At 74.4% G+C, this 15,308-nt stretch carries 15 protein-coding genes; 3 read left to right on the top strand and 12 right to left on the bottom strand.

The annotated features are described in order from the left end of the window. Positions 1-18: 18 nt before the first annotated feature. The 3 genes from BJ983_RS22740 (at position 19) to BJ983_RS22730 (ending at position 3,473) form a co-directional block, all read left to right on the top strand. Positions 19-1,680 carry a ferric reductase-like transmembrane domain-containing protein gene (locus tag BJ983_RS22740; protein WP_343054305.1) on the top strand — a complete coding sequence of 554 codons (1,662 nt, stop codon included), beginning with the start codon at positions 19-21 and terminating at the stop codon, positions 1,678-1,680. 88 nt (positions 1,681-1,768) lie between these two features. Further along, the gene (locus BJ983_RS22735; protein WP_179795895.1) at positions 1,769-2,842 is read left to right on the top strand and encodes a hypothetical protein; all 1,074 of its coding nucleotides are present in this window, start codon (positions 1,769-1,771) and stop codon (positions 2,840-2,842) included. A 70-nt stretch (positions 2,843-2,912) separates the two neighbouring features. Beyond that, positions 2,913-3,473: a ferritin gene (locus BJ983_RS22730; protein WP_179795894.1), complete on the top strand. Its 561-nt coding sequence runs from the start codon at positions 2,913-2,915 to the stop codon at positions 3,471-3,473. Here BJ983_RS22730 and BJ983_RS32495 read toward each other — a convergent pair. The 12 genes from BJ983_RS32495 to BJ983_RS22670 all read right to left on the bottom strand — a co-directional run bounded on the left by BJ983_RS32495 (position 3,470) and on the right by BJ983_RS22670 (position 15,272). Then, positions 3,470-4,429 (bottom strand): DUF4328 domain-containing protein, encoded by a 960-nt coding sequence (locus BJ983_RS32495; protein WP_179795893.1) that lies wholly within the window; start codon positions 4,427-4,429, stop codon positions 3,470-3,472. The genes BJ983_RS22730 and BJ983_RS32495 overlap by 4 nt on opposite strands. 4 nt (positions 4,430-4,433) lie before the next feature. Continuing rightward, positions 4,434-4,754 (bottom strand): rhodanese-like domain-containing protein, encoded by a 321-nt coding sequence (locus BJ983_RS22720; RefSeq protein ID WP_179795892.1) that lies wholly within the window; start codon positions 4,752-4,754, stop codon positions 4,434-4,436. A 76-nt stretch (positions 4,755-4,830) separates the two neighbouring features. Further along, a complete protein-coding gene (locus BJ983_RS22715) occupies positions 4,831-6,480 on the bottom strand; it encodes a solute symporter family protein (protein WP_343054304.1) in 1,650 nt (549 codons plus the stop codon). Further along, positions 6,477-6,833, bottom strand: a complete 357-nt coding sequence (locus BJ983_RS22710) for a DUF485 domain-containing protein (protein WP_246325638.1) — start codon at positions 6,831-6,833, stop codon at positions 6,477-6,479. Before BJ983_RS22710 ends, BJ983_RS22715 begins: the two co-directional genes overlap by 4 nt. A 147-nt stretch (positions 6,834-6,980) precedes the next feature. Continuing rightward, positions 6,981-8,699, bottom strand: coding sequence for a sodium:solute symporter family transporter (locus tag BJ983_RS22705; protein WP_179795891.1), 1,719 nt, complete (start codon positions 8,697-8,699; stop codon positions 6,981-6,983). A gap of 6 nt (positions 8,700-8,705) precedes the next feature. Then, positions 8,706-9,617, bottom strand: coding sequence for a DUF485 domain-containing protein (locus tag BJ983_RS30260; protein ID WP_218890408.1), 912 nt, complete (start codon positions 9,615-9,617; stop codon positions 8,706-8,708). Then, a complete protein-coding gene (locus tag BJ983_RS22695) occupies positions 9,614-10,474 on the bottom strand; it encodes a response regulator (RefSeq protein ID WP_179795890.1) in 861 nt (286 codons plus the stop codon). Before BJ983_RS22695 ends, BJ983_RS30260 begins: the two co-directional genes overlap by 4 nt. Before the next feature lie 128 nt (positions 10,475-10,602). Then, positions 10,603-10,956 carry a hypothetical protein gene (locus BJ983_RS22690; RefSeq protein WP_179795889.1) on the bottom strand — a complete coding sequence of 118 codons (354 nt, stop codon included), beginning with the start codon at positions 10,954-10,956 and terminating at the stop codon, positions 10,603-10,605. Beyond that, positions 10,953-11,693 (bottom strand): ESX secretion-associated protein EspG, encoded by a 741-nt coding sequence (locus BJ983_RS22685; RefSeq protein ID WP_179795888.1) that lies wholly within the window; start codon positions 11,691-11,693, stop codon positions 10,953-10,955. The genes BJ983_RS22690 and BJ983_RS22685 overlap by 4 nt, the downstream gene beginning before the upstream one ends. Further along, complete coding sequence (locus BJ983_RS22680) at positions 11,690-13,045, bottom strand: WXG100 family type VII secretion target (RefSeq protein ID WP_179791919.1); 1,356 nt, start codon at positions 13,043-13,045, stop codon at positions 11,690-11,692. The genes BJ983_RS22685 and BJ983_RS22680 overlap by 4 nt, the downstream gene beginning before the upstream one ends. A gap of 66 nt (positions 13,046-13,111) precedes the next feature. Beyond that, positions 13,112-14,032, bottom strand: a complete 921-nt coding sequence (locus tag BJ983_RS22675) for a S49 family peptidase (protein WP_179795887.1) — start codon at positions 14,030-14,032, stop codon at positions 13,112-13,114. 34 nt (positions 14,033-14,066) lie between these two features. Continuing rightward, positions 14,067-15,272, bottom strand: a complete 1,206-nt coding sequence (locus tag BJ983_RS22670; protein ID WP_179795886.1) for a histidine kinase — start codon at positions 15,270-15,272, stop codon at positions 14,067-14,069. Positions 15,273-15,308 lie beyond the last annotated feature (36 nt).

Genomic DNA, 15,308 nt, shown 5'->3' with positions numbered 1-15,308 from the left:
GACCTAGCTTCTGCGGCCGTGCGCAGACGGATGACGACGATCGCCTGGACCGGGGCGCTCGCGACGATGACCGTGGTGCCGTTCGTGCTCTCGGCCTGGCGTGGGCACTCGACGGAGCCCGCGACGATGCTCTCGGTCGGGCTCGGGGTGCTCGGGCTCGGCGCCCTCGTGGTGGTCGTCCTCGTGCCCAGCCGCATCCGCACGCTGACCCGGGCCTTCGGGGTCGACCGGATCATGGGGCTGCACCGCTGGCTCGGGATGCTGGCCCTCGCCGCGGTGGTCGCGCACGCCGCCGTCGCGCTGTGGAACCACCCGGCGCTGATCAACCCGGTCACGGCGCGGGCCACGGCGAAGGTCGGCTGGGGCTCGCTCGTGGCGCTGCTCGCAGTCGGCGGGGTCGCCGCCGGCGGCCGGCGTCCGGGGGCGCGGTACGAGGTGTGGGCCCGCCTGCACGTGGCGCTGGCGGCCGCCGGCCTCGTGCTCGCCGGGCTGCACGTCCTCTGGCTGAACCACCTCGTCGCCGACCCCGTGATGCGCGTCTGCCTCGTGGTGCTGGCCGCGGCGCTGCTGCTGGTGCTCTCCCACCGCTGGGTCTGGCGTCCGCTGTTCTCCCGCCAGGGCGCCTACGTGGTCTACGGCGTACGGCGGGAGGGCCCGAGCGTGGTCACCCTCGTGCTCGCCCCCGTGCACCTGCGCCGCGGCGGGCTGCACTTCGAGCCCGGGCAGTTCGTGTGGCTGCGCCTGCGCCGCGCCGTGGTGGGCACCGAGGAGCACCCGTTCACGATCGCGTCGAGCGCCAACGTCACCGGGCGGCTCGAGCTCACGGTGCGCGACCAGGGGGACTTCTCGCACCGCGTCGCCGCGCTGACGCAGGGGCAGCAGGTGTGGCTGGACGGCCCGCACGGCTCGTTCACCGCGGAGGACCACGGCGGGCGGGCCGGGCTCGTGCTCGTGGCCGGCGGGGTCGGGATCACCCCAATGATGAGCATGCTGCGGACCCTGGCCGAGCGCGGGGACGTGCGGCGGCACCGCCTCGTGCTCGCCGAGCGCGGTTCCGAGCCGCTGTTCGCCCCCGAGCTGGAGGTGCTGCGGCGCCGCCTCGACCTCGAGGTGACCCGGCTGGCCGGGCGCCGGATCGACGTCGCGCTGCTCGCCGAGGTCCTGCCCCCGTCCCCGGAGCGGGAGCACCTCGACTACTTCGTCTGCGGCCCCGCCTCGCTCGCCACCGGCACGCTCGCCGCGCTCGAGCAGCTCGACGTACCGCCCGCCCGGGTGCACTGCGAGCAGTTCGGCTGGTCCGGGCCGCTGCCCACCACCACGACCCCCGGGACGTCCGTCCCGGTCGATCCCGCTCCCCCGAAGGATCCTCATGTCACGTCACACGGCCCGGCCGCGCATCCCGCGGTGGGCGGTCGCCGTCCCGCTCTCGATCCTGCTCGTCCTCGGGGCGGCACAGGCGTGGGCGTCCTCGCGGACGAGCGACGGCCCGACGTCGGGATCGACGAGCTCGCAGCACGGACGGGCCCCCTCCCTGCTCTCGCGCCTGACCTCGGCGATCACCGGCCGGTCGCGTCGGGAGGACGGGACGACCGGCGACGGCGGGTCGGACAGCACGACCGGCACGTCCGCGACGACGGGCGCCCACGACGCCGCCGCGGCGGCCGGCACGCATCGGTCTGACGCGCAGCAGCACCGGCAGCAGCAGCACCAGCAGCAGCAGGCGCAGCAGGCGCAGCAGGCGCAGCCGAACCCGAACTGCACGCTCGTCGTGCCGCCCGCACCGCTGACGGCCGCCGGGCTCGCCACCCCCTACCGACTGAAGGGCTCCGGCGGGCAGGGCGCGTGCCACGAGGCGGACACGGCGCAGGCCGCGTTCGTCGAGGCGACGGTGCTCGACCCCGCGACGGGCGCGCTGTCGGTCTACCACCCGCTGGTGGTCGACGACGGGTCCCGGCCCGCCGCCGCGCCGGTCACGCCGCAACTGCCCGCGGGCGCGGTCGTCGGCGTCTGGTTCGGCTTCAACGGCACCACCCTGACCCTCGACGGCGACCGGGCCGGCTGTGTCAACGGCACCCCCGGCTCGCCGTTCGGACAGTTCGCCGACTGTGGCGCGGCACCGTTCTTCGCCGCCGCGAACGCCTCGGTCGCCGCCGGCCGCACGGCCGTGCCCGCCCTCGGCACCGCCGCCGACGGGAAGCCGTGCCCGACCACCCGTGACTTCGCCGTGGTCGACCAGGACCAGAGCGACAACCTCGCCACCTCCTACCGCGTGCTCGACGACGGCCGGGTCGCCCAGGACGCGGTCGCGAACCGCGGTCTCGGCGGCACCGTGCTGACCAACGCCAGCGACAACGGGTTGCTCGACGCCTTCGTCGACCCGGCCCTGGGCTGTCACCCGATGACCGCGCCGGACCTCGGGGACGGCGGGCGCGCGGTGCCCTCCCTGGCGCTGAACGAGCTGCAGGCGGCGGCCCACCAGGGTGACCCCGTCGCACTCGTCCCGGCGAACGACCCGATGGTGCTCGCCGGCGACGCCCCGTCCCGCGCGAAGTTGACGCTCTACCGGCTCGGGGTCGACCAGTCGCCCGCCGCGTCGTCCGACGGTGCGGCCTACTGCCGCTCGCTGGTCGCCGTCGCGCCCGCCCGGCTGCAGGCGGACAAGGCCCGGTTCGCGGCGGCACCGTCGCCCGACCCGGCGGCGGCGAACTCGCTGTTCACCTTCCTCGCGCAGCGGCTGCAGACCTCGTTCCAGAACCTGAAGTGCGGCGACCTCGGCGTCGGGAAGCCCCCGGTGACGGTGCAGCAGGACGGTGACAAGGCCGTGGCCGCGACCATCGGCTGATCCGGGTCGCGGGGGTGTCACGAGGCGGACGCCATACCCCCGCGAGGTAAGGGCGCCCTACACTCACCGGATGGAAGAGCCGTCCGCGTCGAGGTTCCACGATCTCCTGCGCGACCAGATCCGCCACGAGTTCACCGCGTCGCAGCAGTACACCGCGGTCGCGGTCTACTGCGACGACGAGGACCTCCCGCAGCTGGCGGCGCACTTCTACGCGCAGGCGCTCGAGGAGCGCAACCACGCCATGGGCATGGTGCAGTACCTCCTCGACAACGACGTGGTCGTCCGCATCCCCGGCATCGACGAGGTCCGCAACGACTTCAAGTCGGTCGAGGACGTCGTCGAGCTGGTACTCGACCAGGAACGCCGGGTCACCGACCAGATCACGCTGCTCGCCCGCACCGCGCGCGACCAGGGCGACTACCTCGGCGAGCAGTTCATGCAGTGGTACCTCAAGGAGCAGGTCGAGGAGGTCGCCTCCATGACGACGCTGCTGCGCATCGTGCGCCGCGCGGGCGACAACCTCTTCCACGTCGAGGACTTCGTCGCCCGCGAGATGCCGGCGGACGCGGGGAACGACCCCACCGCCCCGCCGTCCGCCGGGGGCGTCGCCAGCCTCGGCGGCGGAGCCTAGGCGGTCCCCACCACGGTCGAGCTCCGCGTCGCCGCGTCTCCCCCGACCACCACGTAGCTCCGCCCCCGCTCCCGCAGCACCGGGGCGAGGAGCTCGGTGAGGTGCGCCGTGACGCGGACGGTCAGCAGGGCGACCACCACCGCGACGACGTCGGACCAGAAGTGCAGGACCACCCCGTCGGCGAGCGCCTGCGTGCTGTCGGCGAGTCCCTGCAGCAGGGTGACGACGCCGAGGACGACCCCCACCACCCACGCCGCCCACCACGCGAGCACCGGCCGGGAGGGTCGCGGACGCACGGTCGGGTCGGCGCCGGACCCGGCGTGCTCGATCTCGGCGAGCGTCGCGCCGGGCACGGTCAGCGTCAGCGGCGGCAGCACGCAGCCGAGGAGCAGCATCCGGGTGGACCGCCAGGGCCGGGTGTCCGAGGCGTCCGCCGCGATCCCCCGGGCCACCAGCAGCCAGCGCAGGAACACCACGCCTGTCGCCAGCGCCGCCATCGGGGCGAGCAGGCCGAAGAGGGCGACGATCGCGTCGGACCAGCCGAGCAGCGTCCCGGAGAGGGCACGGTCGCGGCTGAGGAGCAGCAGGACGTAGCGGAGGGCCTCGCCGGCCGCCGCGACGCCGCACAGCAGGGCGGTGGTGACGGCGAGCCGACGCAGCAGTCCCGCCGTGGCCCGGAGCGTCTCGGCCGGTTCCGCCGGGGTCCGCGCCGCGAGCGGGCCGTCGGGCGCACCGGGCTCGGGCCGGGCGGCCCACGGCCAGAGACTCCAGCGCGGGATCGACCGGTAGCGGGGCGGACCGGCGTAGGGCGCACGGCGCGGTGCGGGCGTGCTCGGCCGGGCCGCGTCGGGGGTGGTGGCCACCCAGCGCACGCCGCCCAGGACCCGGCCGCAGTGTACGCAGAACCGGCCGGACCCACCGGGCGGCTGCTCCCGGCCGCACCGCGGGCAGGTCACGGGCTCAGACCACCTGCGCGGGACCGGGCCCGTCGGAGACCACCGGACGCCCGGCGGCCTCCCACGCGAGCATCCCGCCGGTCACGTTCACGGCGTCCCGCCCCTGGTTGCGCAGGTAGGCGGTCACCTGGGCGGAGCGCCCGCCGACCCGGCACACCACTGCGAGCGGGCCGTCGGGCACCTGGTCGATCCGTTCGAGGAAGGCCGACATCGGGACGTGCACCGCCTCCGGGGCGTGGCCGGCGACCCACTCGTCGTCCTCCCGGACGTCGAGCAGCGTGGCGCCGGCGGGCACCTCGGACACCGTCACGGCCGGGACGTTCATGGTCCTCATTGTGCGCTCCGCGCATGTGAGCACTAAGTGGGGTCATAGCCCCACTTAGTGCTCACCTGCGAAGCACCTAGTGCGACACGGCCGTGTTCGACGACCCCGCCCCCGTCATGGAGCGGACCTCCATCTCGGCGGCCTTGCGCTCGTGCTCCTCCTGGTCGGCCGCGGTGCCCTTGTTCGCCCCGACGTAGGTGCCGATGACACCGAGCAGGAAGGACAGCGGGATCGAGACGATGCCCGGGTTCGAGAGCGGGAACAGCTTGAAGTTCACGCCCTCCCCGAAGATCGCCGTCGCCGACCCGGAGACCACCGGGCTGAAGACGATGAGCACGATGCAGATCGCCAGGCCGCCGTAGATCGAGAACAGCGCGCCGGTGGTGTTGAACTTCTTCCAGAACAGCGAGTAGAGCAGCGTCGGGAGGTTGGCCGAGGCCGCCACCGCGAACGCCAGGGCGACGAGGAACGCGACGTTCTGGCCGTTGGCGAGGATGCCGCCGATCACCGCGACGAAGCCGACGACGAGGGCGGTCCGCCGGGCCACCCGGACCTCCGATCCCGGCTCCGGCTTGCCCTCCTTGAGCACCGACGCGTAGACGTCGTGCGCGAACGAGGCCGCCGAGGTGATCGTCAGGCCGGCGACCACGGCGAGGATCGTCGCGAAGGCGATCGCCGAGACCACCCCGAGCAGGACCGTGCCACCGAGCTCGAAGGCGAGCAGCGGGGCGGCGTCGTTGACGTTCTTCGACGACAGCAGGTTCGCCGGGACGATCGCCGCCGCGCCGTACCCGATCACCAGGGTGAACAGGTAGAAGATGCCGATGATCCAGATGGCCCAGTTCACCGACCGGCGGGCCTCCTTCGCCGTGGGCACCGTGTAGAAGCGCATCAGCACGTGCGGCAGACCCGCGGTGCCGAGCACGAGCGCGACGGCCAGCGACAGGAAGTCGATCCGGCTGGTGATCGTCTTGCCGTACTGGTTGCCGGCGTTGAGCAGGTTGGTCGCGGACCCGTCGTTCGCGGCCCCGAGCAGCGCGGAGAGGTTGAAGCCGTAGAGGCCCAGCACCCACACCGTCATCACGGCGGCGCCGATGACCAGCAGGGTCGCCTTGATGATCTGCACCCACGTCGTGCCGCGCATGCCGCCGTACAGCACGTAGACGATCATCACGAGGCCGACGAGCGCGATGACGATCGACTGGCCGTCGAAGATCGTGCCCGGCGTGTTGGGGATGCCGAGCAGCAGCGAGATCAGGCCGCCCGCGCCCGCCATCTGCGCGAGCAGGTAGAAGAACGACACCACGAGCGTGGAGACCGCGGCGGCCGCCCGCACCGGACGCTGCTTCATCCGGAACGCGAGGACGTCGCCGAGGGTGAACCGGCCGACGTTGCGCAGCAGCTCGGCCACCAGCAGCAGCGCCGTCAGCCAGGCGACGAGGAAGCCGATCGAGTAGAGGAAGCCGTCGTAGCCGTTCACCGCGATCGCGCCCGCGATCCCGAGGAAGGACGCGGCGGAGAGGTAGTCGCCGGAGATCGCGACGCCGTTCTGCGGGCCGGTGAACGAGCTGCCGGCGGCGTAGTAGTCCGACGCCGTCGTCGCCGACCGGCTCACCCGGTAGACGATGAACAGCGTGATGACCACGAACGCCAGGAAGATGCCGATGTTGAGGTAGGGGTTGCCGAGCCGGGCGGCCCCGCCCTGGGCGAGCACTCCGGTCGTCACAGCTTCCCCTCCACCGTCTCCCGCAGCGCCTCGGCCTGCGGGTCGATGTTCTTCTCGGCGAACTTCGCGTACGCCACGGCGATCACGAAGGTGGACACGAACTGCAGGAGCCCGAGCAGCAGGCCGACGGTGAAGTTGGTCCCGCCGAGGCGGGTGTTCACGAGGCCGGGCGCGAAGTCGGCCAGCAGCACGTAGACCAGGAACCAGGCCAGGAACAGGCCGCTCATCAGGAAGATGTAGCGCCGCCACCGGTCACGGAGCGCCTTGAACTCCGGGCTGCGCTGCATCTCTTCGTAGGGGGTCGGAGCTCCGAGCGGGTCGGATCCTCTCGAGCTCTCCTCGGTCGCACTCATGCGTTCTCACCCTCCGGGGAGTCGGTCCGCGCTGTGCCGGAACTCCAACGGCCGAACCCTAGTGGGCGTCACTCCGTCGGAGATGGTCCTTTCGAGTGGCGAACGACCTCACGTGCCGTATGTGCCGTGTGAGGCGAAAGGGTGACTTCAGCGACCCACACGCATCTCGCCGAGCCCGAGGCGCTCGGGAGCGTGCAACCGCAACAGCGTGCGCCCCACCTGCGCGGGGATGCGCGAGGCCGTCGCCCGGCTGACCGCCACCATCGTGATCACCGCGGCGGGCACGGACACGGCTGCCGGTTGGGCGAGCAGCGTGCCCACCACGCCCTCGAGGCGGACCCCGGCCAGGGTGGTGATCGACGCCGAGAGCGACAGCACGCCACCCACGGCGATGCCGGCGATGGCACCGCGGTCGGTCAGGCCCCGCCACCAGATGCCGAGCAGCAGCAGCGGGGCGAACGTCGAGGCCGCCACCGCGAGCGCGAGCGACACCGCGTGGGCGAACTCGAGCCGGGCGAACACCAGAGCGCCGACGATCGGCACCACCCCGGCCACGTGCGCGGCGATCCGGAAGTCGCCGAGCCGCCCGGGCAGCACGTCGCTGGAGAGCACCCCGGCCACGGAGAGGAGCAACCCGGCGGAGACCGAGAGGAGGGTCGCGGCGATGCCCGCGGCGACGAGTCCGCCGAGCGCCGCCCCCACCGGGCCGCCGATCGTCAACGAGGGCAGCAGGAGCACGACGGCGTCGCCCTCGCCGGCGGTGAGCAGTTGGGGCGCGACCGAGCGGGAGAGCGCGCCGAGCACGATCGGCACGATGCTGAAGAACCCGAGCAGGCCGATGACCAGCACCGTCGTGCGGCGCGCGGCCCGGCCGTCCGGGTTGGTGTAGTAGCGCACCAGCACGTGCGGCAGCCCCGCCGTACCCAGGCAGGCCGCGAGCAGCAGCGAGTACACCCAGAGCGGGCCCCGCTGCCCGTCGCCGAAGGGGGTGTCCCAGGCCCGGTTGCCGGCCACCGCCTCCCCGACCACCGGCATCCGCGACCCGGGCGGGAACACCAGCGTGGTGTCGCGGGGGATCTCCTGCTGCCCCGGGCCCCACGAGGCCGTGCTCCGCTGCCCGTCGGCCGCGCGGATCTCGACGGTGACGGGGGCGACGACGGTGAGCTCGACGGGGTCGTGGATCGCGACGGTGGTCGGCCGGTCGAACACCAGGTCACCGCCCCGGTCGGGGGCCGCGGTGAGCCCGGCCCCGAGGAACCAGGCCACCAGCACGGCGGCGGGCACCACCAGGGCCACGCCCTTGAGCCAGAACCCGAACGCCTGCACGAGCGTCATCGACCGCATGCCGCCGAAGGTGACCGCGGCGGTCACCGCCAGGCCGACGACGAGCACGCCGACCCAGCCGGGCGCGCCCGTGACGACCATGAGCACCAGCCCGGAGGCCTGCAGCTGCGGGATGAGGTAGAGCCACCCGATCACCACGACGACGACGGTGGTCAGGGTGCGCAGGGCGGTCGAGTCGAGCCGGGTCTCGGCGAAGTCGGGCACCGTGTACGCGCCGGACCGGCGCAGCGGGGCGGCGACGAACAGCAGCAGCACCCCGAAGCCCGCGACGAAGCCCACCGGGTACCAGAGGCCGTCGACGCCGTGGGAGAGCACGATCCCCGCGATGCCGAGGTAGGACGCCACCGACAGCGACTGACCCGAGATCGCGGCCGCGTTCGAGCGGCTGCGCACCGTGCGGGAGGCCGCGAGGAAGTCGTCGGTGGAGCGGGTGACCCGGACCCCGAGCGAGCCGATCGCGATGACGGCGACGGCGGCGAGCCCGAACAGCACGAGGGCGACGATCGAGTCCGACCCGGTCACGGCCGCTCAGTCCTCGACGTCGTCGGCGAAGTCGAGCTCGTTGCGCTCGGCGGTGCGGGTGTAGAGCCATCCGAGCAGCAGGAGGAAGGGGAAGGCGAGCACGCCCAGCAGCACCCAGGGCAGCGAGACGCCGAAGACCACCGTCGCGCCGACCCGCGGCATCGTCACGAAGACGAGGGGCAGGACGCCGAGCACGATCACCGCGACGACCGCCAGCCGCACCGCGAGCATGAGCTGCGAACGCATGAGGTTGGACAGGAGCAGTTCACCGGTCGCGGTCTGCTGCTCGATCTCCGCGACCGTGCCGACGGCGCGCGTGGGCGAGCGTCGCTCCGCGAGGACGATGCGCTGCCGCGCGGGCACCGGCGCGTCGTGCGCCACGTCCGCTCCCGGCGTCGAGCCGTAGAGCGATTTCTTGTCGTCGAAGCGCACCGACTCGGAGGCGGTGACCCCGGAGGCGGGGAAGGTCGAGGCCAGCGGGAGACCGCGCACCGGGGTCGGGTCGATCTCGGTGTGCGGGGGCGCGGCCGGGGTCGGCGGGCCGGCCGGCGGCCGCAGCGGGACGGGCGCCGGGAGGGGTCCCTCCTCGCCGGGGGCGGCGTGCCGGGGCCGGTAGTCCGGCGGCGGGGTGTGGCCCGTCGCCGCGCCGTCCGGGCGCGCGTGACGGCCGACCCGGCGCGCGACGCCGGGCGGCACCGGGCCGGGCGAGGGACGCGGCGGTGCCCCGGCCGCGCGGGAGCGGACCCGGGCGATCGCCGGCCCGCCGTCGGCGGCCCCGTCGGACGCGTGCGCAGGACCCCCGGCGTCGGCGGAGGCGGGACCGGCGGCCGCGGGATCGGGGTGCCGATCCGGGTCCGGCGGGTCGGCCGGGCCGGGGTCGTCGCCCCCGGTCCGGGTCCGCCCGTCGGTCGCGGTCACCGCCGGCCCCAGGCCTGTTTCGTCGAGCGGACGAGACGGTCCTTGAGCTCACGGGTGTGGCGGCGGCTCACCGGCAGCTCCGCCACCTCGCCGGGCTGGTTGCCGTTGCCCAGCCGCACCACGTAGCCGGAGCCGGCGAGGCGCAGTTCGGTGATCAGCGGCAGCGCGACCAGGTACGAGCGGTGGATGCGCACGAACCCGGCGTCGGACCAGCGCTCCTCGAGCACCGAGAGCGGGATCCGGACGAGGTGGCTGCCCTCGGTGGTGTGCAGGCGGGCGTAGTCGCCCTGGGCCTCCACCCAGCGCACGGTGGAGCGCTGCACCAGCTTCGTGGTGCCGGCGAGCTCGACCGGGATCACCTCGTCGTCACCCTCCTCCTCGACGGCGGGCTCGACGGGGACCGTCGTGCCGCGCGAGGCGAGGATGCGGGTGAGCGAGGCGTAGAGCCGCTCCGGGCGCAGCGGCTTGAGCAGGTAGTCCACGGCGCCCACGTCGAAGGCCTCGACGGCCCGGTCGTCGTGCGCGGTCACGAACACCACCGACGGCGGGATGACGTAGCGCGAGAGGACCTGGGCCAGCTCCAGGCCGTCGAGGCCCGGCATCCGGATGTCGAGGAAGAGGACGTCGACGTCGGACTGCTTCGCGGGCGCGGCCATGCCCGACGGCGGGGTGCCGAAGCCACCGAGGTTGACCTGGTCGCCCCCGGTGAGGATGCGCAGCGCCGAGATGGAGTCGTTCGCCTTCAACACCGTCGTGACGCGTTGATCCTGCTCGAGCAGGTAGGCGAGCTCCATGAGAGCCGGTTCCTCGTCGTCGACCGCGAGGACGACGAGGCCGTCGTTGTCGTTGGTAGTCACTGTCGCGCCATCCTGCCCAAGGGTCGGTCCCACGTCCACGATAGGGACCCTGCCGGTGTCACCGTGCCCGGGTCGGCGCTCCGACGCGCGGCGCTACCGGGACTGACGTATCGCGTCACCCGATCGGATCACCCGTCGTCGGGACCGGGGCCGGGATCGAGGGAGTCGCGGATCGAGCGCTCCGACTCCCGCCAGGCCGCCGTGCCCTCCACCACCGCGCGGCGCACGGCGTCGAGCTGGCGGGCCAGGTCGTCGGCGGCGGGCACGGTGTCGGTGACGAGCAGCTCGCGGTACCAGGCGGCCATCTCGGTGTTCTCCTGGCCGGTGCCGGTGGCCAGCGGGTCCTCCGCCAGCCGCCGCAGGGCCTCGCGGGCCTCCGCGACCGTGCGCTCCAGGTCGTCCACCCGGCCGGCGAACCGTTCGGCGTCGGCCGGGTCGAGCGCCGCGAACCCGCGCTCGGACGCCGGGCCCGGTCCGCTCATGTCGTGCTCCTCCCCGGCTCCACCAGCAGCGCCTCGACCTCGGCCAGGGTTCCCGGGGACGCGGCGTCGTCCGGGACCAGCCGGGACCCCGGCGGCCCGCTGCGACCCCGATCGTGCCGCAGCCGGTAGCGACCGCGGGGCGAGTCGAGCCATTTGATCCGTGCATCTGCACGGTCGTCCGCCCAATTGACCCCGTTCGGAGTAACCGCTACTCCGAGCTGTGTCCACGCCACCGCGTGCTCGAGGACCGCGTCGACGTCCGTCCGCTGCCGTTCCCGACGACGGGTCTCCACGGCTGCCGCGGCCGGCGGCACCTCCAGCGGCGGTCCGGGAGCCGGTGGCAGGCGGGGCACCAGGGCCAGCACCGCGGCCGCGATCCCTGCGGGGGCGACCGGGCGGACGACCACGTCGGCACCCGCGTGGTCGGTCGAGGAGAGCAGCGCGCCCCCGCCGGGTCCGGCGAGCCCGACGGCCGCGGCCGACCCGCTCCCCCGACGCACCAGGTCGACCTGCCACCGCGCGTCGCGCACCGCCGTCCCGACCGCGAGCAGGGCCGCCGCCGGGTCCGACCGGAGCAGGCCCCGCCCGGCCAGCGCGTCCTCGGTACGCGCGCGGGCCAGGACGGTCTCGTCCTCGGTGTCGGCGGGCCACGCCACCGGGGTGAGCGGGTAGGGCCAGTCGCCGGCCCCGCACTGCTCGAGCACCCAGAGCAGCTCGTGGCGCCGCAGCACGATCACGGCCCCTCCCCCAGCACCGGCGGCGCCACCCGACGGCCCGGCGCACCCCATCCGGCCGGATCCGGGTCCACCAGCCACGTCACGTGCCGGACCGGGACCACGGGCTGCTCGGGGTCGGCCGCTGCGGGCTCGTCGGCCCCCGGGGACGTCGCGTCCGGCCCGAAGTCGCCCGGCCGCTGATCGTCGAGCATCCCCGGTGGTCCGGAGGGCCCACCGACCGCCGAGGGTGCTCGCTCGCGCCCGTCCGGCCCGCGGGGCGGCGCCGCGCCCGTCCGGCCCGGGGGAAGACCCGCGGCGGCTCCACGAGGTCCCACGACGCCCCGGGAGGGACCGACGATCGCGGTGCCCGCACCGTTCCCGGCCCCGACCGGGCCGCCGGCTCCGCCGCCCGGGGCGGTCGGGCTCCCCGCGACGGCGCCTCCGGGGCCTGCCCCCGCCGGGCGCGCACCGGTCCCGCCGGCCTCGCCGCCACCGGAGCCAGGAGCACCCGAGCCAGGGGCACCGCCGACACTCCCGACCCCCGGGCCACCACCGGCTCCCGGGCCGCCCCCGATCGCCCGGGCACCGCCGGTCCCCGGACCGCCGACCGGCGTAGTGGCCGACACCGGACCTGACGCGCGTACGGGGACCGGCGCCCCGGTGGCCGGGACCGGCGGGCGCAGGCCGGCGGCCGGCGGCGCAGGAGCGCCCGCACCCGCCGTCGGGACGGGGCCGGCGGCGCGTTGCAGCACCCCGCTCGCGGCCCCGCGGGCACCGACGGGGAGGGGAGCCCGGCCGGGCGCGACCGACGCGTCCCCCGCGGCGGGCGTCGGGCCCGCTCCGGCGGGACCGACCGCGCGGGCGGCCGAGGCGGTCTCGCCGAGGTAGGCGCGGTAGGCCTCGCGGGCCGCGGCCTGGTCGGCGGCGGCCGTCCGGAACGCGCCGTAGCTGTCGGCGGGCCGACCGGTCACGAGCGCGCGGAGCTCGTCGAGCACGGGAGTCACGCCCAGCGCGGGCAGGGCGGACGGCCGGGGCGGTCCGACCGCGGCCTGCACCCGGACGAGCGCGGTCCGCATCCCGTCGAGGCCGCGGGCCTGCCCGCCGACCGTCTCCGCGAGCTGCTCCATCCGCTGGGCGAGGATCCGCGTGCGGTTCCCCGCGGCGTCGGCGTCACGGCCCGCCCAGGTCTCCCCGACCCCGCGCTGCGCGGCCTGCAGCCGGTCGGCCGCCCCGCGCAGCTCGTCCGCCCGGGCGAGGTGCCGGTCGCGGGCGGCGGCGAGCGCCTCAGGGCTGGCGCCGTCGCGGGTCCACCGGTGGATCTGCTCATGGCTGAGCCCGGACACGTCGCGTCCGTCCCAGCCGACCGACGGCATGTGACTCCGTCCTGTGAGTAGTAATCCGTCCTCCAGCACGGATTAGTACTCACAAGGCGAAGCCACCTACAACCCGAACCGGCTCCACGCGGCGCGGTGCTCCAGGTACTCGAGCGCGCCGGCGACGGCGGCCGTCGGGTCGATCGCGCCGAAGCCGGGGACGCCGGAGAGGACGCCGACGCCCAGCCGCGCGAGCAGGGGCCTGCGCGGCTCGACCGTCACCGCCTCGGCGTCGGGATAACGCTCCTCGAGCACCTCCCGTACCGTGCCGAGGCCGTCGATCAGGCCGAGCTCGAGGGCCTTCCGACCGGTCCACACCTCGCCGGTGAACAGGTCGGCACCCGCGTCGAGCGTGTCGCCGCGCCGACTGCGCACCCACTCGATGAACAGCTCGTGCAGCTCGGCCTGCATGCCGAGCAGCCACTCGACGTCCTCGGGCTTCTCCGGCTGGAACGGGTCGAGCCGGGCCTTGTTCTCACCGGAGGTGTGCAGCCGGCGCTCGATGCCGAAGCGCTCGATCAGCCCCGTCAGGCCGAAGCCACCGCTGACCACGCCGATCGAGCCGACCAGCGACGTCGGGCAGGCGAAGATCTCGTCGGCCGCGCACGCGAGCCAGTAGCCGCCGGAGGCCGCGACGTCCTCGCAGAAGGCGAGCACGGGCAGCTCGTGCTCGGCGGCCAGCCCGCGGATGCGGTCGGCGACGAGCTGGGACTGGGTGGGGGACCCGCCGGGCGAGTTGACGACGAGCGCCACCGCCACCGCGTTCTCGGCCTCGAACGCGCGGGTGAGGGCGGACTCGACGGCCTGCAGGTTGATCACCGAGCGGGGCACCGGGCCGGAGGCCGAGGCGATGACGCCGTTCAGCCGCACCACCGAGACGGTGCCGCCGGAGACACGGGAGGCGAGGGCGCCGGGCAGGACCGACGACACCGCAGGCGGGAGCTTGAGGGCCCCGAGTCGCAGGGCCTGGGTCAGGCGGAGGTCCATACGCCCAGGTTATCGGCTCCGTGCGGGGTCCCCGTCAGACCCGGACGCCCGCCCGGAACTTCGGCACCCGCAGGCTGATCTTGGTCCCCGCGCCGCGCTCGGTCTCCACCACCAGGCCGTAGTCCGGTCCGAAGGCCGAGCGCATGCGGTCGTCGACGTTGCCGAGGCCCACGTGCGCCCCCGAGAGGTGCGCGTCCCGGTTGTCCTCCCGCAGCGCCTGCGGGTCCATGCCCACGCCGTTGTCCTCGACCGTGATGAGGCATTCGCTCGCCGAGTCCTCGGCGGTCAACGTGACGGTCCCGCCCTCGACCTTGCCCGCCAGCCCGTGCCGCACGGCGTTCTCCACCAGCGGCTGCAGGGCGAGGAACGGCAGCACCACCGAGAGCACCTCGGGGGCGACCTGCACCTTCACCGCGAGCCGGTTGCCGAAGCGCGCCCGCTCGAGCATGAGGTAGCGGTCGATGTTCTTGAGCTCCTCGGCGAGCGTCGTGTACTCGCCGGCCTGCCGGAACGAGTACCGGGTGAAGTCGGCGAACTCCATGAGCAGCTCGCGGGCCCGCTCCGGGTCGGTGCGGATGAACGAGGCGACCGTGTTCAGCGCGTTGTAGATGAAGTGCGGCGAGATCTGGGCCCGCAGCGCGCGGACCTCGGCCCGGTTGAGCCGGTCGCGGGAGTCGTCGAGGTCGGCGAGCTCGAGCTGGCTCGACACGTACCGGGCGACCTCGGCGGTGGCCCGCAGCAGCACCGGGCCGGGCGTCTCCCCGCTCACCGCGGCGAGGGTCCCGACGACGTTGCCGTCCACCTCGAGCGGGACGACGACGATGCCCCGGACCGGGCACCGGTCGTCGCCGCACTCGATGTCGCGCCGGCTCGCCATCTGCTGCCGACCGGTCTTCATCACCTTCTCGGCGTAGAACCGCACGTCGAGGTTGTGGTGCTCGGCCTCGCCGTCCCACGCGAGCGGGACGCAGTCCGCCGCCGTCATCGACAGCGCCTCGGTGTCGAGCAGGGTCCGCAGGTACGGCACGGCGAACTGGGCGGAGGACTCGGACAGTCCCTCGCGCAGCGCCGGGGCGGCCAGCGACACCGTGTGCAGGGTGGAGAACGTCGCCCGCTCGAGCGGCGACGCGAACGCGTGGCGGCGACGGAAGCGCTGGTAGACCACGACCCCGACGATCACCAGGACCACGACCACGCCGAGGACGACGAGGACGGTCGGGGAGGTCAACCAGCCGGGCACGGGCTCATCGTCCGCCAGCCACCCCGTCAGAGCAAC

It is taken from the genome of Actinomycetospora corticicola (assembly GCF_013409505.1).
GTDB classification, from domain to species: Bacteria; Actinomycetota; Actinomycetes; order Mycobacteriales; family Pseudonocardiaceae; genus Actinomycetospora; species Actinomycetospora corticicola.
Note: the sequence above shows the minus strand (reverse complement) of the source record. Positions and strands in the feature narration are given on the sequence as shown.